The sequence below is a fragment of the Salipaludibacillus neizhouensis genome (genome assembly GCF_002886185.1).
Classification (GTDB): Bacteria; Bacillota; Bacilli; order Bacillales; family Salisediminibacteriaceae; genus Salipaludibacillus; species Salipaludibacillus neizhouensis.
Map to the genome: position 1 here is coordinate 576,839 of NZ_KZ614146.1, position 16,477 is coordinate 593,315.

The following is a 16,477-nucleotide window of genomic DNA, read 5'->3' on the forward strand; positions in this document are numbered from 1 at the left end:
AGTATTTTATTATACAATGATAAAGAAGGGGGAGGGTATGCATGGTGACGTCTACCAAACAAACCTCAAGAGAAGTTGTTGAATGCCTTAAGGTAATTAGTGATCCGACGAGGTTATTAATAATGAAATTAGTTGAGCAAAAAGAATACTGTGTCTGTCAATTTGTTGATATGTTTGCAATCAGTCAACCAGCAATTAGTCAACACTTACGTAAACTCAAACAAGCGGGGCTTGTGAAAGAAGATCGACGGGGGCAGTGGCGGTATTATTCCATAGATGAATCATCGGTTCATTCACATCTTGTAAAAGGTATATTGAACCACATTGATAAGGAAGACGAACAGTTTAACTTATTGTTGTCAAAAGAAACGCCAGTTAATTGTAAATAATAATTTATCGTATCGTAATGAGCTATTGTTAGCACTTATACTTAATAAAGAGGAGACATTTTGCATGACTAAGAAATCAATTTATTTTTTATGTACAGGTAATTCATGCCGTAGTCAAATGGCAGAAGGATGGGCGAAACAGCATTTAGGCGAGGACTGGAATGTATACAGCGCTGGCATAGAGGCACATGGTCTTAATCCAAACGCAGTGAAAGCAATGAATGAAGTCAGTATTGATATTTCGAGCCAAACATCAGACATCATTGATTCAGAGCTTTTAAACAATGCAGATTTTGTTGTGACACTTTGTGGGGATGCAGCCGACAAATGTCCAATGACACCCCCTCACGTAAAACGTGCTCACTGGGGTTTTGATGATCCTGCAAAAGCAGAAGGATCGGATGAAGAAAAATGGGCATTTTTCCAACGCGTTCGTGATGATATTGGCGTTAGAATTAAAACATATGCTGAAACAGGCGAATAACTACATCAATGGCCGGGAAATTCCTTTCTCGGCTTTTTATCAAGTCTTTAAATAATTTCTTATGAAGGAGAGATCTTGTGATGAAAAAAATAGAGATATATGATCCAGCAATGTGTTGTGATACCGGAGTTTGTGGTCCAACCGTAGATCCGGAATTAACTAAACTTGCGACGGCGATCTATTCCCTAAACAAAAAAGGCTATCCAGTCACACGTTATAATCTTGCTAATGATCCAGCAGCTTTTGCAGAAAATGAGGTAGTAAACGGTGTGCTTCACGATAAAGGACCAGATGCACTACCAATTGTTCTGGTCGATGGTGAAGTGTATAAAATAGGAGAATATCCGTCTAATGACGAGTTTTCGGTATGGTTTAACATAGACGAAAATGATTTAACAATTAAAAACCCTAAAGTTCGACTAGATATCAATGTGACAACGCAGGAGGGTAACTAATGTTTGAACCGTTCAAGCCATCCTTTCTTAGTGATACTCCTTTTCTATTTTTCACAGGAAAAGGCGGCGTCGGTAAAACGACAACAGCTTCTGCAACAGCAGTTGCGATGGCAGATGCAGGTAAAAAAGTTCTTATAGTTAGTACGGATCCAGCATCTAATTTGCAGGATGTGTTTGGTATGGATTTAACAAATGATCCTCAGCCTGTAAACGGTGTAGATCGTCTTTATGCTTGTAATCTTGATCCTGAGGAATCGGCTCGTCAATATCGGGATAATTTAGTCGGTCCATACCGAGGCAAATTGCCCGATGCCGTCGTGGATCAAATGGAAGAGCAGATGTCCGGTGCTTGTACGGTTGAAATCGCTGCTTTTGATGAATTTACAAACTTACTTGCGGATGGGAAAATGATGGAGCAGTTTGACCATATACTATTTGATACTGCACCGACAGGCCATACTTTACGTTTGCTCAAATTGCCAACGGCCTGGAGTGGTTTTCTGGAAGATTCCACTCATGGTGCTTCTTGTCTCGGTCCTCTCGCGGGGTTGGCTGAAAAGAAAGATCTATATGAAAAGACAGTTCGGGCACTCTCTAATCCCAAACAGACTACACTCATTCTTGTCACCCGACCTGACGTCACTTCTTTTCGGGAAGCGGAACGGACATCATGCGAACTTAGAGAGATTGGAATTGATAACCAGAAACTAATTCTGAATGGACACTATCAGGCAAAACTTCAAGGAGACAGTATTTCCGAAGCCTTTTCTCGAAAACATGAGCAAGCGATTGATACGATGTCGGTATACTTAAGTGGGATGAACATTTCTAGTATACCTTTCATGGCGCAGTCGCTAACAGGTATTGAAAGCTTGAGAAGTCTTTTTCATGCTCGTGAAAACGTAGATTCTGAAATAGAGAAAACTATTCTTCAGGAGCAGTCACTCGAGTCTGTGAAACAGTTGGTTGACGAATATTCCGAGAACGGCACACGGGTTGTCATGACAATGGGGAAGGGTGGAGTAGGGAAAACGACGCTTGCCTCTTTGATTGCCGTTGGGTTAGTTGAAAAAGGGCATAAGGTTCATTTAACGACAACAGACCCGGCAGCCCATTTAACTGATCGTTTTAAAGGAACAGGGTCTGATTTATTAACGGTTTCTCGAATTGATCCTGTTCAGGAAGTAGAAGATTATAAGGCGGAAGTAATGAAGACTGCTGGAGAATTGGATGATGAAGCTAAGGCGTACTTAGAAGAAGATTTACGTTCTCCATGTACGGAAGAAATTGCTGTTTTCCGTGCCTTTGCAGATGTAGTGGGTGGAGCCGACAATGAGATTGTCGTTATTGATACAGCTCCAACAGGACATACTTTATTGTTGTTGGATGCTACACAGTCCTATCATAAGGAACTGGAACGATCAACAGGTGAAGTACCGGATAATGTAAAGAATTTACTTCCGCGACTTCGAAATGCAAAAGAAACTGATGTAGTGCTGATAACACTACCAGAAGCAACACCCGTATTAGAAGCGTCTAGGCTGCAAGCAGATTTAAAGCGTGCAGATATTTATCCCAAAGCTTGGGTAATTAACCAAAGTCTTTATGGGACAGCTGTAACGGAACCGGTTTTAAAGGGAAAGGCAGAAGCAGAAAAAGTATGGATAAAAAAAGTTAGTGAAGAACTTTCCGTAAGAACCATTTTAATTCCTTGGCAAGAGGAAGATAGTATTGGTTATGAAAAAATGAAAGAATTAGTCACGAAGTAAACATAGAGAGTTTTTTATGCGAAGATTCAAAACACCTGGAGAGCTTTTTTCTTCAGGTGTTTTTTTTAGAATTTAAATTGTATATTGATCGTTTAATCATAAAATTATAGAGGCTGGGTGAGAAAATAATAGATTTAAACAAGTTTTATATAGAATTTTTAATAATAAAGTAATGTAAATTCATAAAAAAGGATACAAACAGGGAGTTTTCAGCAGATTTATGTAACAATCGACAAGGAAATTTACGAAAATTTACAATAAATTCACAAAGCATTTACGTTACATTCATTCTACCTTAATATTCAACTATTATACTTCAATTGTGGCCAAGAGAGAGAGGCCCAAAAACACATAGTTTTATAAATTCGAGGAGGAATGTAACAGTGAAAAGAGTTAAATTATCACTTATGTTAGCAGGACTTATGACATTCGCCGTAGCTTGTGGCGAGGAAGATGAGGCTTCTGGTACATCTAACAACGGAAATAATGCAAATACCGGAAATGAGAATACTGAAGAAACTGCTGAAGGAACAAATGAAACTAACGAAGAAACGTCTGAAGAATTATCAGGAACTGTATCGGTTGATGGATCGGGAACTGTATATCCACTCATGGCTCGCTTAGCTGAAGAATATATGACAACAGAACAAGAAGGTGTCAGCGTTGAAGTAGGACGTGCAGGAACAAGTGCAGGAATGGAAAAATTCATTAATGGCGAAACGGATCTTTCGAACGCGTCTAGACCTGTTAAAGAAGAAGAGCTAGCTGGTTTAGAAGAAGCTGGAATTGAATCAAAAGAATTCAAGGTAGCTTTAGATGGATTAACGATTGTCATTCATCCAGATAATGATTGGGCAAATGAAATGACAGAAGAAGAAATTAAAGAAGTTTTCGTTACAGGAAACTTTAAAGATGACGATGTTGTTTTATGGTCTGATGTAAGACCGGAATGGCCAGAAGAAGAAATCAATTTTTACGGACCAAACGAAAATCACGGAACATATGAGTTCTTCGTAGATGAAATCATTGAAGAACAAGATTTAGTAGAAGGAATTAATCTTCAACAAGAATATTCTACGCTTGTAGAACTAGTTTCTGAAGACGAAAATGCTATTGGATTCTTTGGTTTTGGTTACTATACAAATAATGATGACAAACTAGGAGCCGTTCATGTGGACTTCGGAGACGGACCAGTTGAACCTTCTCTTGAAACTATTGGAGAAGAAAGTGCATATGCACCATTTACTCGTCCTGTATTTACGAACTTAAGTGTGAATGCTGCACAAGAAAAACCAGAAGTAAAAGACTTTATTAAATATGTATTAACTGCTGCAGATGATTTCTCTGGTGAAACAGGATTTGCTCCACTTCCAGAAGAAGAGCTTAATAGTTATTTAGAAGAAGTCGAAGCTATCGAATAATAGAGATTCATTGTTTAACGAAGGTGAGGAGAATTCCATTTTTCTCACCTTCCTTAAAAGTGTTTATAGAATGGCTGGAAGGGGTCAGTTCAGATGTCAGAGAGATTAAATGTAAAAGAAGCTATTCAAGCTAAAAGAAAAAATAATAAATCTGTTTTTGTTGAAAAAATGGTTCCCGTAATTTTATTCTTGGCTGCCTTTATTTCGATTATTACCACGATTGGAATCGTTGGCACATTAACTTATGAAACGATTCTGTTTTTTAGGGAAGTTTCCTTTACCGAATTTTTTACCACTACGGATTTGAGTCCTTTGAACCCTACTGACCCTAAATTCAGTATTTTACCATTGTTAATGGGTACCGTGATGTCTTCGTTAATTGCTATGTTCGTTGCAATTCCGATTGGGCTTACAACGGCCGTTTACTTAAGTGAATATGCAAGCAGTAATTCTAGAAAAGTCTTAAAACCAATGATTGAAGTTTTAGCAGGAATACCAACAATTGTTTATGGATTTTTTGCATTTACTTTTGTTACTCCGGTTCTACAAGAGGTTATTCCTATTTTGGATAGAACGAATGTGCTTAGCCCTGGAATTGTCATGGGTATCATGATTATTCCAATGGTAGCTTCTCTATCAGAAGATGCAATGAACTCTGTGCCTAATTCGATGAGAGAAGGTGCATTGGCTTTAGGTGCAACTCCTTTGGAAGTGGCATTTCGTGTTGTTATCCCTGCTGCAATTTCAGGAATTATCGCTTCCTTTGTTTTAGGAATATCCCGTGCGATTGGGGAAACGATGATTGTTACTATTGCAAGTGGTAGTACAAAGAATTTTACATTTGATGTTACACAGTCGATGCAGACAATGACGGCCTATATTGTGGAAGTAACAAGTGGTGATGCTGGTGCTGGAACTACGGCTTACTTTAGTTTATATGCTGTTGGTATGACATTATTTGTATTTACGTTATTGATGAACATGTTTGCTACCTATATAACTCGTAGGTTCAGGGAGGTATATTAATTATGGAATACATTGATCGTGGACATGTGCAAAAAAAGATGCGGACGCGTTTACTGTTGAATAAGGTATTTAAATATTTATTCTTAGCTGCAACACTTTTTGGTTTAGTTTTTCTGGCAATATTAATAACAAGAGTGTTTATTGATAGTATCGGTTGGCTTGATTTTAGTTTCTTGACGAACAGATTGTCCTTCAATCCGGAAATAGCAGGCATAAAGGGAGCAGCAGCCGGTACATTATGGCTTATGGTGATTGTCGGACCAGTAACGATGACACTCGGTGTGGGAACAGCAATTTATTTAGAAGAGTATGCTAAAAAGGGCCGACTCCATTCATTCATACAAACAAATATTTCAAATTTAGCGGGTGTCCCTTCCATCGTTTTTGGATTACTTGGTTTAACTGTCTTTGTTAGAGTATTAGGTTTCGGTTCGAGTATTATAGCTGGTGGATTAACGATGTCATTACTAGTACTCCCAATTGTAGTGGTGGCAGCTCAAGAGGCAATACGCTCAGTGCCTGGATTTTTAAGAGAAGCTTCTTATGGTATGGGAGCCACAAAGTGGCAGACCATAAAAAAAGTTGTGTTACCAGCTGCTATACCAGGTATTTTAACGGGGATGATACTGGCACTGTCTAGAGCAATTGGAGAAACAGCTCCATTAGTTGCACTGGGAATTCCAGCATTAATTATCCCAGTACCCGGTAGTATTTTTGATAATTTTACAGCATTACCTATGCAAGTTTATTATTGGACAATAGATTCTGCTCTAACGGCAGAATATTTAAATTTAGCTGCAGCAACGATTATTGTTTTACTGGTAGTATTATTTTTAATGAATTCGGTTGCTATTATTATCCGAAATAAATTTCAAAAAAGATATTAATATAGGAGGCGAACATTATGTCATCATTGACTTCATTTGATCCAGAAGAAAGCAAAGAAAAGAATGAAAATCAAAGTCCAACGATTACAAAGGACAGGCCAAAAGCTCCTGTCTACCAAACGAAAGCATTAAATCTTTGGTATGGTCAAACACATGCCTTGAAAGATATTAATTTACCGATCTTTGAAAATGAAGTGACTGCAATTATCGGACCATCAGGATGTGGAAAATCTACCTATATTAAAACGCTGAACAGAATGGTGGAAATGGTGGAAAGTGTTAAAATATCCGGTGAAATTTTATACAGAGATAAAAATATATTTGATAAAAACTACCGTGTCGAAGAACTTCGTACTCGAGTTGGAATGGTATTTCAAAAACCAAATCCTTTTCCAAAAACAATATTTGAAAATGTTGCTTACGGACCAAAGGTTCACGGTATTCGAGACAAAAAACTTTTGAAACAAATTGTTGAAAATAGTTTGAAAGGTGCAGCTATATGGGAGGAAGTAAAAGATAGGTTACATGAAAATGCTTATGGGCTTTCCGGCGGACAACAGCAACGCTTATGTATTGCTCGTTGTCTAGCAATTGAACCAGATGTGATTTTAATGGATGAACCGACCTCAGCATTAGATCCTAAGTCAACATTAAAAGTAGAAGAGTTAGTACAGGAATTAAAAAAGAATTACTCTATCGTCATTGTTACTCATAACATGCAGCAAGCAGCAAGAATTTCAGATAAAACGGCATTTTTCTTGAATGGTGAAGTAGTGGAAAATGAAAAGACAGATTTCATTTTTTCAACACCTAATGATAACCGTACGGAAGACTATATTTCTGGCCGATTCGGATAATAGGAGAGATGATATGACAGTCAGAGAGAATTTTAATTTAGAAATGATAGAGTTAAAAGAGGAAATTAAGCTGTTGGGTTCGATGGTAGAAAAAGCTTTCTTTGACACAATGGATGCTTTTCATAGCAAGAATAAAGCTAAGTTTGAGCAAATTATAGAAAATGATAAATATATTAATGCGATTGAATTAGATATCAATGAAAAAGCAACACTATTAATTGCTAAGCAACAACCAGTTGCCAGTGATTTAAGAAAAATTATTGTTGCTTTGAAAGTATCAAGTGATTTAGAGAGAATGGGTGATTTAGCAGTTGATTTAGCAAAAGCTGCTGAAAGGATGCATGATTACGAAAAATTTAAAGAATATGAAATCTCTTTATTGGAAATGGCAAATAAAGCACAACATATGATGAATAATGTTCTGATTGCTTATAAGGAAAGCAAAGTCATGGACGCACAGCATGTTGCCTCTATGGATGATGTTGTAGATGCTGCTTACGGTGAATTTATTTGGAAAATTATTAATATAACGATCACAGATAAAAGAGATATCGAACATATTACGCAAATGACGTTTATTGCCAGATACATCGAGAGAATCGCAGACTATTGTACTAATATATCTGAATGGATCATTTATGAAGTAAACGGACAAAGATTTGATTTAAATTAACGATTGATTAAGAAGCGGGAAGGTAGCTGATTTCATGAATGAATCTAATAGGAATCAATCTGTCTTAGTTGTTGATCATCATTTAAGCACTCGTTTGAAGATTGAGGATGTATTTAGGTCCAATGGGTTTAAAACATGGGGCTCAAGTTCAGGCGAAGATGCTTTAAAAAAAGCATTAACGCTTTCTCCAAGTACGATTGTCATAGAATTGAGCCTGCCCGATATGGGCGGTCTTGATTTGTGCAGAGAGATGCGGCAAATCCATAATAATTGGACGCCTATTATATTTATTTCGGAAAACAAAGATGAAATTGATACAGTATTAGGTTTGGAGTTGGGCGCCGATGATCATATGACTAAGCCTTTACGTATGAAAGAACTGGTAGCCAGGGTGAAATCTATTCACCGCAGGGGATTTTTATGTTGTAATACGCCTAACTCGATGGAAGAAAAAAAAGATTTACTTCAAATAGATACGTTTATAACAAATGGCTATTTAGCTATTGATCCCTCTCAATTTATGGTTTATAAATCGGGAGAGGCGCTTGAATTTACTAGAAAAGAGTTTGAATTAATTTATTACCTGTTAAAGAACAAAGGAAAAGCTTTTTCACGACACCATTTACTATGCATGTTATCCACAGATAACTCACAAAATGATGAGCGTATTATTGATGTGTTCATTAGTCGAATTCGTCAAAAGATAGAACCATATTATCGAAACCCCACTTATATCAAAACCATAAGAAATGTTGGCTACATGATGAATCCTATTTCTGTTGTAGCAGATAATCAACCTCTGAGAGGGGGTGATGATGACAGAAGTTTAGTAAAAAATTACATAAATATTAGAGAGTGATGTTCTTTTTTTCCCTTGAATCGTTTATACTATTCAATTGTATAGATCGGTTAAAGGAGGCAATCTTAATGGAACATTACCAGGTGTTTTTACATTCCCATTCGTTATTTTGGTTCATTAGTATCGTACTTTTTGTATTAACGGTTATTCTTTTATTTTTTGGGAAGTTTAGTATGGCTAAAGTATTCCAAATGATACTACGTGTACTCTATATTCTAGTCCTAACGACTGGTGTATTCCTAATTATAATGAATATTTCGTGGGAATCAATATTAAAAGGACTTTTGTCTTTTTGGTTGATTTATGTCATGGAATTAATTACGAATCGTATGGCAAAAAAACAATTAACATCAAAGAAAAAAGTATTTTTTTGGCTCCAATTTTTCATAGTAATTACTGTTGTGTTGTATATTGGTTTTAACATCAGCTGATTGTGTAAAGTTTTAGTTCACCTTTTAAGTTTTCTTTCCCATTTCTGTTATTGTTCTGGCATTAAATTGCTTTATTATGCTTTTAAACTCTAAACTGTCAGGATAGTTTAATTAGAAAATTGCTTAATAAAAGTTTGTGAAGTGGGATTTTATAAGAGATAGGTGTCAGATGTCTTATGTTATATTTTCCTACAATCTCATTGACAGCATGTCTGAGAAGATTAATAATCTAGGAATAAGTTCAAAAATATAGGACAAAAGATCTAACAAAAATGGAGGGTCTTATTATGATTAAAAAGTCTATTTTAACGCTTGTTTCAGTAATTGTGATGACTACTGTTGTCGCTTGTGGTGAGAATACTGAAAACAATGCAGACGGAAATGTGAATAATGCACCTGAAAACAACGCGGGCAATACTGAAGAACCTGAAAATAATGCAGCCGAAAATGAAAGTAACACTGCAGAAGAAAACACTGCTTCAGGGGGAGAGGAAATTGACAAGTTGGTAATGGGTTTCATTCCTTCCCAAGATGCTAGTGAGATAGCAACAACAGCGGAACCTTTGGAAGAATTTCTTTCTGAAGAATTAGGCATTGAAGTTCAAGCGGAAGTAATGGTTGACTACAGTGGTTTAATTGAAGCGATGAGAACTCAGCAAGTTGATATCGGATTCTTGAATCCATTCGGTTATGTACAAGCAGAAGAACGCGCTGGTGTTGAAGTTATCTTGAAATCGATTCGTTATGGAGAAGATTCTTATGTTGCACAATATACAGTACCTGCAGATTCAGAGATTGAGAGTATCGAAGATTTAATAGCTTCAGAAGATAAATTAGTATGGGCGTATCCAGATGTATTATCAACATCAGGTTATCTTTTCCCAGCAAAGCAAATGATGGATATGGGGGTTGAAAACTTGGACGATCAATTTGAGGCCTTAAGTGTTGGTGGTCATGATAATGCGATCATGCAATTGGTTGATGGACAGGCTGATTTTGCGACAACATTTGATGACGCACGTGACACACTTGCTGAAGAGTTTCCTGATATTTACGATGATTTACGTGTTATTGGTTATACGGATCCTATTCCAAACGATACGATTACTGTTCGAAGTGAACTTCCGGAAGATGTGAAACAGGGAATTACAGATGCATTTATGAGCTTAAACGATAATGAAGAAATGCTTAAAGTTATGAATGAAATCTATACATGGGACGGAATTGCTGAAGCAGAAGCTGCTGACTATGATATTGTAAGAGAGGTTTTCGCTGAATTTGAAGACGATTTAGATAACTAATTTTACTGGATTTTATTTATGATAAAGGTATCTGTCTTAACTGGGAATGCATTTCGCAGTTACGTACAGATACTTTTCTTTTACATAACAAAAGGTGACTACTAGGAAGGTGAACTAAATTGATCGAATTTAAAAACGTTTCTTTAAAGTATCCCAATGGACATCAAGGATTGAAAAATATCAATCTCAAAATAAACGATGGAGAATTTGTTGTGATCGTTGGTATGTCCGGTGCGGGAAAGTCATCGTTAATTCGCAGTATTAACCGCATGGTGACGCCGACAGAAGGAAAGATACTTGTAGATGATCAAGACATTATCACTTTTAACGAAAAGAAACTCAGAAAATTAAGAACAGAAGTAGGAATGATTTTTCAAAGCTATAATCTAGTAAAACGCATGTCTGTTTTGCGCAATGTGTTAGCCGGACGGTTGGGGCATACAGGAACAATTCGAAGTATGCTCGGTTTGTTCCCTCAAAAAGATATTCAGTTTGCATTGGATAATTTGGACCGAGTAAGCATTCATGAAAAGGCCTATACTCGTGCCGATCAATTGAGCGGCGGACAACAGCAGCGTGTCAGTATAGCGAGGGTACTTACGCAACAGCCGAAAGTGATTCTAGCAGATGAACCAGTAGCAAGTCTTGATCCTCCAACCTCACATAAAGTGATGAAGGATTTGAAGCGAGTAAGTCGCGAAGATAATTTAACGACGATTGTTAATTTACATTTTATTGATATGGCACAGGAATATGCTGATCGTATTATTGGTTTACGAGATGGTGAGGTGGTCTTCGATGGGCCTATCGATCAAGTAACGGAGAAGACGTTTGAAGAAATCTATGGTCGTCCGATCAAAGAAGATGATCTTCTCGGAGGAGATGATGACTAATGCCAAATTCGGAGAATATCAATCCTACACCGCGTAAGCGTCATCCTGTTACGCCCAAAGGATTGAAATGGTCCCTGGGAACATCTTTGCTGATTGTAATTGTGCTTTATATTTTATCGGTCTATCAGACAACTGCGTTTCCTAACCGAGTGGTCGACGGATTTCCGATCATTTTCAACTTTGTTGTTGATGACTTATGGCCACCAAACTGGAGTTACTTTGATCGGGTAGCAATGAGTTTGTTAGAGACATGGAACATGGCTTTATTTAGCTCAACGTTTGCTGCATTAATAGCCTTACCAATGAGCTTTCTTGCCGCTAGTAATATAAATCGCAATGCATACTTTTATCAATTTATTCGTAACTTTCTTAATTTGTTACGTACAATTCCTGAAATTATTCTAGCTGTGTTGTTTGTGGCAGTAGTTGGGATTGGTGCTGTATCAGGTATTCTTGCTTTAACTGTGTTTTCTATTGGTATTTTAGCAAAATTGATCAGTGAAACAGTTGAAGCGGTTGATCCAGGACCTCTTGAAGCAATTAGAGCATCAGGAGGAAATGTCTTTCAGGTCATTAGTTTTGGGGTAATGCCTCAAATTTTACCGCAATACGCATCTTACTCATTATATGTATTAGAGATAAATGTGAAAGCATCGGTTGTACTTGGATTTGTTGGGGCAGGCGGTATTGGACTTATACTCAATCAACAATTAAGTTTGTTTAACTATGATAATGTTTCAACGATCATCATCGTGTTATTTTTGACGATTACAATCATTGACTTGATTAGTAATCGCTTAAGGGGGCGATTAGAGTAATGAATGAAAAACCAATAGTTTCCTTACGTCAAGCAAGAACAAATAAAAGTAAATTTTATTTATATACGATAGTATTTATATTGAGTGCAATATATATTATAGGGTTATTTACAACACCCTTCTCTGTATCAGGATCTGCAGCATCACCATTAGATACATTAAGACGAATTTTTATCGTTCCTTTAACGGACATGGAGTATATTGTTCAATTCCCTGTATACATAGGGTATATGATTGAAACGGTAGCTATTGCATACGCAGGTGTTACTGTCGCAACAATTTTGGCTGTTCCAGTTGCTTTTCTTGCAGCACGTAACGTAACAAAACGATATTCTTATGTAGGAAAGGCTCTATTAAATGCGATTCGTGCTGTACCTGAATTAATCTTCGCAATTATCTTTGTTGCTGCTGTAGGTATCGGACCATATGCAGGTGTTCTGGCAATTAGTATTAATTCTATTGGAATGCTAGGAAAATTGTACGCAGAAGTGATTGAGTCTATTGATCAAAGCAATGTCGATGCAATTAAAGCTAGTGGTGGAAACCGAATTCAAGCAATGTGGTACGGTGTTCTTCCTCAAGTATTGCCTGAGTTTTCATCTTATTCCATCTATCGTTTTGAAATTGATGTACGGGCTTCGACGGTATTAGGTATTGTCGGTGCTGGAGGTATTGGTGCGCCACTTATTCTAGCTACGTATCAGCGTAGTTGGGAAGATGTCGGTATGATTTTAATTGTCGTAGTTGTATTTGTAAGTCTTATTGATTTAATCAGTGGTAAAATTCGTAAAAGGCTAGTGTAATGAATTCGACAGAATATGTGCAAGATAAACGAAATAAGCAGTAAAAAGATGAGGGTCCGACAATGGACGGATCCTCATCTCTATTTTTTTACATAGAAGGGACAGAAATAATGAACAAGCAAGAAATTTATCGTTTTACAAAGGAATGGGTATATGAGGCAGGCGTTATTTTAAGAGAATCAGTCACGATGGATCTAGAAGTAGAATACAAGACATCAGCAGCTGATCTTGTTACTGAGAAAGATAAAGAGATTGAAATGTTTTTTGTTAAGAAGATTAATGCAACATTTCCGAACCATTATATTTTAGGGGAAGAAGATACTGCTTCTGATCAGAAAGATTATAATCCGCAAAATGAAGTTGTCTGGTTAGTGGATCCGATTGATGGAACAACAAACTTCGTCCATCAAAAACGAAATTTCTGTATTTCAGTCGGTGTTTATGACAATGGTAAGCCAGTTGTGGGCGTTATTTATGATCCGATATCAGATGAGATGTTTCATGCCCTTGCTGGTGAAGGAGTTTATTTAAACGATCAGCGGATGAAACTACCTTCTAAGGTAACAACTTATGAGCAAGCATTGATCAGTATGAATCATTTATGGTTAGCACCGAATGATTTTCTTTGTGAGCAGCCTATCCAACAGATGGCAACGGATATTCGGGGATTTCGTTATATCGGTTCAGCAGCATTAGAGCTTGCTTATGTATCAGTAGGTCGGTTAGATGGGGCTATTTTTGCAGGTCTAGGATCGTGGGATTTTGGAGCAGGATATATACTACTTCAAGAACAAGGTTTGAGTGTAACAACATTAGCAGGTGATGGAATTGATTTTTTTAAGCCCTCTTCTTTACTAACTTCATCTAAAGAATTACACCAGGTGGTTCAATCAAATTATATTCGGTTAAAATGAAAATAAATACGTAATAGATTTAAGCGTAACATTATCTGATAAGAAAGGATTGAAGTAAGTGGAGAAATTGTACATATTTGATTTAGATGGAACACTCTACGAAGGTACCGACCATTTTGATTACTATGCAGAACGTTTAGCTACGAGTGTAGCAGAAGAGAAAAGGCTTGAATATTGGAACGACTATAAAAAAATGAAAAATGGCAACCATACTGTACAAATTGGTAAAGGATATGATGTCGCCAATGATGCAACTTTAACAATTGATGCTATGACATTAGAAGTGGTAGATGCCCACGATTGGGATGGGAATAAATTACCTGCTATTATTTCATTATATAAAAACAAGGAGATTCAATTTGATTTCGAAAAAATTATTGCGATTGGCGATGGATGGTGGCTTCCTTTTGTTTGCGCGAAACATTATGGTGTAAAGAATTGCTATCCTCATTATTTAGAGACAAAGGATTACATGAGTAGTGAAAAGTTTAATTTAGACAAGATTTCTGGTCTTAAAGAAGGACTATTAAAATTAAAACAGAAAAATAAAGTTGTTTTAATAACGAACAGTGATAAAGATGATGTAGAAAGACTCATGGAAAACTTAGATTTAACAAATATTTTCGATGAGATTATAAGCTCTGCAAAAAAACCAAGTCTTACTACCGAGCACTTCAAAAAACTACAGCATAACAATAAGATTTCTTATAAAAATATGATATCGATCGGTGATAATTTTATGAATGAAATAGCGCCAGCTTTGTTATTAGGCATAAAAGCAGTATATATTGCAGAACATAAAGCCCCTATTACACACAGGGACTTAACTCACATACATAAAATAGGTCCATGGATTAAGCAACTTACTTGATTTTAATTATATTTCCACTTTTCTGAAAAAAATATAGTGAAATATTACCATTTTTTTGATAATATGATAATATTAACAGTATTGAATGGTTATTCATTCATAGAGGAGTGGAATATAAGGATGAATTCGAAAATAGAAATTCTTCAGAAAAGAAATGCATTAATGATGAAATTGCTATGGTTTGCTTACATACTGGGTTTAGTGAGTAACTTCATAGCTGGAGTTCCCGTAAATGGGGTTATTACTTACGGAATAGTAGGTCTCGCTGCTGTTAGTATTATTACTGTTTTAACACTCAAAGGAATCAGTATTGCCTATATTCAATATGTGATAGTTGTTAACTTTTCCATATTAATCTATTTTATGGTTTCGACTTCTCCCAAGCTGTCAAATTACATGATGATTTATGTCGCGATTGCTTTTATCACATTGTTTCATAACAGTAGATCTATTGCACTATCAGCAGTATTAGGCCTAGGGTTATCCAACTTCTTTTTTATTAGGTTTCAAGAAGAAATGTTTTACGGAGCAGGGTTTGATATATTAATATCCCTGAACGTGATGTTTGTTATTATTACTTCTGCGCTCATTGCCCAAGCAAAAATTGGTGAAAATATGCAATCGGAAATGAACGAAAACTTCAAGGTAATGGTGGAAGCTAAGGAAAGATCTGATAGATTGTTAGTAGAGGTAGAAAAATCGATAAGTGTTATTACTTCTTTCAGTTCCCACCTCAAAGAGAATATATCCTCTGCGGAAAGAATTGCTTCTGAAATAACTGGTTCATATGGTGAGATGGCTCAAGGGGTCGAAGCATCAGCTGCAAGTGCCTCTCAAATACAGTTGGTGATAGGTAAAACTACGAAAGATATGCGTGAGATTGCAACTAATTTTTCAAGTATGAACCAACGGTCACAGGCTACTTCTGACGCAACGTTAGAAGGGAATAAACGTGTAGAAGAGCTGACAGTACAAATGAACAAAATGAGTGAATTGATGAGTATTCAAAACGAAGTTGTAGCAAAATTATTTTCGGAGAGTAAAGAAATATCAACTATTTTAACTGCAATAACAGCTATATCGGAACAAACTAATCTTTTAGCATTAAATGCTTCTATTGAGGCTGCAAGAGCAGGTGAACACGGAAAAGGTTTTGCAGTTGTGGCAGATGAAGTTAGAAAACTAGCCGAAAATTCTCAAGAGTCTACGATGCAAATAAAAAATATTTTACAGGAAATACATAGCAAGATTGAGCTGGTAAAACAAAAAGGAGAATTAAACAACCAATCAATTGAGAAAAGTCTCCTTGTGACTAAGGCAACAAAAGGACAGTTTTCACAAATCGAAAAGCATGCAAATGACTCCTTGGCTCAGTCCTTACAAGTAAACAAACAAATAGAAGGAATGAATCTTTCAACCGAAAAAATACTCGTCGAAATTCATGAAGTAACAACCCACACAGACGCGTCAAGTGCAACTGTAGAGGAAATGCTTGCTTCGATGGAGGAACAAAATGACAGAATTCAATCTATTGTTAGCAGCTTTAGTGAATTGGAATCGTTAACGTTGAGTTTAACTAAATTGACGCAACAGGCCTAGTTTTAATCAGGTGTTTCTCTTAAACAG

The 16,477-nt window shown here is 36.5% G+C and carries 18 protein-coding genes; all 18 read left to right on the top strand.

Going from position 1 to position 16,477, the window contains the following annotated elements; translation table 11 throughout:
• Positions 1 to 41 precede the first annotated feature (41 nt).
• Positions 42 to 389 carry an ArsR/SmtB family transcription factor gene (locus CEF18_RS02555; protein WP_110935033.1) on the top strand — a complete coding sequence of 116 codons (348 nt, stop codon included), beginning with the start codon at positions 42 to 44 and terminating at the stop codon, positions 387 to 389.
• 64 nt (positions 390 to 453) lie between these two features.
• A complete protein-coding gene (gene arsC / locus CEF18_RS02560; protein ID WP_110935034.1) occupies positions 454 to 873 on the top strand; it encodes an arsenate reductase (thioredoxin) in 420 nt (139 codons plus the stop codon).
• Between the two features lie 80 nt (positions 874 to 953).
• Positions 954 to 1,328, top strand: a complete 375-nt coding sequence (gene arsD / locus CEF18_RS02565; protein ID WP_110935035.1) for an arsenite efflux transporter metallochaperone ArsD — start codon at positions 954 to 956, stop codon at positions 1,326 to 1,328.
• Positions 1,328 to 3,097 carry an arsenical pump-driving ATPase gene (gene arsA, locus CEF18_RS02570; RefSeq protein ID WP_110935036.1) on the top strand — a complete coding sequence of 590 codons (1,770 nt, stop codon included), beginning with the start codon at positions 1,328 to 1,330 and terminating at the stop codon, positions 3,095 to 3,097. The genes arsD and arsA overlap by 1 nt, the downstream gene beginning before the upstream one ends.
• Before the next feature lie 383 nt (positions 3,098 to 3,480).
• On the top strand, positions 3,481 to 4,518 hold the full coding sequence (locus CEF18_RS02575) for a PstS family phosphate ABC transporter substrate-binding protein (protein WP_223292211.1): 1,038 nt from the start codon (positions 3,481 to 3,483) through the stop codon (positions 4,516 to 4,518).
• A 93-nt stretch (positions 4,519 to 4,611) separates the two neighbouring features.
• The gene (gene pstC, locus CEF18_RS02580) at positions 4,612 to 5,544 is read left to right on the top strand and encodes a phosphate ABC transporter permease subunit PstC (protein ID WP_110935037.1); all 933 of its coding nucleotides are present in this window, start codon (positions 4,612 to 4,614) and stop codon (positions 5,542 to 5,544) included.
• A gap of 2 nt (positions 5,545 to 5,546) precedes the next feature.
• Positions 5,547 to 6,431, top strand: coding sequence for a phosphate ABC transporter permease PstA (gene pstA, locus CEF18_RS02585; RefSeq protein WP_110935038.1), 885 nt, complete (start codon positions 5,547 to 5,549; stop codon positions 6,429 to 6,431).
• 17 nt (positions 6,432 to 6,448) lie between these two features.
• Positions 6,449 to 7,288, top strand: a complete 840-nt coding sequence (pstB, locus tag CEF18_RS02590; RefSeq protein ID WP_110935039.1) for a phosphate ABC transporter ATP-binding protein PstB — start codon at positions 6,449 to 6,451, stop codon at positions 7,286 to 7,288.
• A gap of 13 nt (positions 7,289 to 7,301) precedes the next feature.
• Positions 7,302 to 7,961, top strand: coding sequence for a phosphate signaling complex protein PhoU (phoU, locus tag CEF18_RS02595; protein ID WP_110935040.1), 660 nt, complete (start codon positions 7,302 to 7,304; stop codon positions 7,959 to 7,961).
• Between the two features lie 34 nt (positions 7,962 to 7,995).
• Positions 7,996 to 8,820 carry a response regulator transcription factor gene (locus CEF18_RS02600; RefSeq protein ID WP_110935041.1) on the top strand — a complete coding sequence of 275 codons (825 nt, stop codon included), beginning with the start codon at positions 7,996 to 7,998 and terminating at the stop codon, positions 8,818 to 8,820.
• Between the two features lie 68 nt (positions 8,821 to 8,888).
• Positions 8,889 to 9,251, top strand: a complete 363-nt coding sequence (locus tag CEF18_RS02605; RefSeq protein WP_110935042.1) for a DUF1516 family protein — start codon at positions 8,889 to 8,891, stop codon at positions 9,249 to 9,251.
• 287 nt (positions 9,252 to 9,538) lie between these two features.
• Positions 9,539 to 10,552, top strand: coding sequence for a phosphate/phosphite/phosphonate ABC transporter substrate-binding protein (gene phnD, locus CEF18_RS02610; protein ID WP_223292212.1), 1,014 nt, complete (start codon positions 9,539 to 9,541; stop codon positions 10,550 to 10,552).
• A 119-nt stretch (positions 10,553 to 10,671) separates the two neighbouring features.
• The gene (gene phnC / locus CEF18_RS02615) at positions 10,672 to 11,445 is read left to right on the top strand and encodes a phosphonate ABC transporter ATP-binding protein (RefSeq protein WP_110935043.1); all 774 of its coding nucleotides are present in this window, start codon (positions 10,672 to 10,674) and stop codon (positions 11,443 to 11,445) included.
• Complete coding sequence (gene phnE, locus CEF18_RS02620) at positions 11,445 to 12,263, top strand: phosphonate ABC transporter, permease protein PhnE (protein WP_110935044.1); 819 nt, start codon at positions 11,445 to 11,447, stop codon at positions 12,261 to 12,263. The genes phnC and phnE (CEF18_RS02620) overlap by 1 nt, the downstream gene beginning before the upstream one ends.
• Entirely contained in the window at positions 12,263 to 13,066 is an 804-nt protein-coding gene (gene phnE, locus CEF18_RS02625; RefSeq protein WP_110935045.1) for a phosphonate ABC transporter, permease protein PhnE, read from the top strand. The genes phnE (CEF18_RS02620) and phnE (CEF18_RS02625) overlap by 1 nt, the downstream gene beginning before the upstream one ends.
• Positions 13,067 to 13,128: 62 nt before the next feature.
• Positions 13,129 to 13,980: an inositol monophosphatase family protein gene (locus CEF18_RS02630; protein WP_223292213.1), complete on the top strand. Its 852-nt coding sequence runs from the start codon at positions 13,129 to 13,131 to the stop codon at positions 13,978 to 13,980.
• 58 nt (positions 13,981 to 14,038) lie between these two features.
• Positions 14,039 to 14,851 (top strand): HAD family hydrolase, encoded by an 813-nt coding sequence (locus CEF18_RS02635; protein WP_110935046.1) that lies wholly within the window; start codon positions 14,039 to 14,041, stop codon positions 14,849 to 14,851.
• Between the two features lie 120 nt (positions 14,852 to 14,971).
• A complete protein-coding gene (locus CEF18_RS02640; protein ID WP_183041049.1) occupies positions 14,972 to 16,450 on the top strand; it encodes a methyl-accepting chemotaxis protein in 1,479 nt (492 codons plus the stop codon).
• Positions 16,451 to 16,477: the final 27 nt, after the last annotated feature.

What these genes read in the sequence shown, in the direction of transcription:
- CEF18_RS02555 (WP_110935033.1), top strand. Translation starts at nt 42, where the DNA reads ATGGTGACGTCTACCAAACAAACCTCAAGAGAAGTTGTTGAATGCCTT.
- arsC (WP_110935034.1), top strand. Translation starts at nt 454, where the DNA reads ATGACTAAGAAATCAATTTATTTTTTATGTACAGGTAATTCATGCCGT.
- arsD (WP_110935035.1), top strand. Translation starts at nt 954, where the DNA reads ATGAAAAAAATAGAGATATATGATCCAGCAATGTGTTGTGATACCGGA.
- arsA (WP_110935036.1), top strand. Translation starts at nt 1,328, where the DNA reads ATGTTTGAACCGTTCAAGCCATCCTTTCTTAGTGATACTCCTTTTCTA.
- pstC (WP_110935037.1), top strand. Translation starts at nt 4,612, where the DNA reads ATGTCAGAGAGATTAAATGTAAAAGAAGCTATTCAAGCTAAAAGAAAA.
- pstA (WP_110935038.1), top strand. Translation starts at nt 5,547, where the DNA reads ATGGAATACATTGATCGTGGACATGTGCAAAAAAAGATGCGGACGCGT.
- pstB (WP_110935039.1), top strand. Translation starts at nt 6,449, where the DNA reads ATGTCATCATTGACTTCATTTGATCCAGAAGAAAGCAAAGAAAAGAAT.
- phoU (WP_110935040.1), top strand. Translation starts at nt 7,302, where the DNA reads ATGACAGTCAGAGAGAATTTTAATTTAGAAATGATAGAGTTAAAAGAG.
- CEF18_RS02600 (WP_110935041.1), top strand. Translation starts at nt 7,996, where the DNA reads ATGAATGAATCTAATAGGAATCAATCTGTCTTAGTTGTTGATCATCAT.
- CEF18_RS02605 (WP_110935042.1), top strand. Translation starts at nt 8,889, where the DNA reads ATGGAACATTACCAGGTGTTTTTACATTCCCATTCGTTATTTTGGTTC.
- phnD (WP_223292212.1), top strand. Translation starts at nt 9,539, where the DNA reads ATGATTAAAAAGTCTATTTTAACGCTTGTTTCAGTAATTGTGATGACT.
- phnE (WP_110935044.1), top strand. Translation starts at nt 11,445, where the DNA reads ATGCCAAATTCGGAGAATATCAATCCTACACCGCGTAAGCGTCATCCT.
- phnE (WP_110935045.1), top strand. Translation starts at nt 12,263, where the DNA reads ATGAATGAAAAACCAATAGTTTCCTTACGTCAAGCAAGAACAAATAAA.
- CEF18_RS02630 (WP_223292213.1), top strand. Translation starts at nt 13,129, where the DNA reads ATGGACGGATCCTCATCTCTATTTTTTTACATAGAAGGGACAGAAATA.
- CEF18_RS02640 (WP_183041049.1), top strand. Translation starts at nt 14,972, where the DNA reads ATGAATTCGAAAATAGAAATTCTTCAGAAAAGAAATGCATTAATGATG.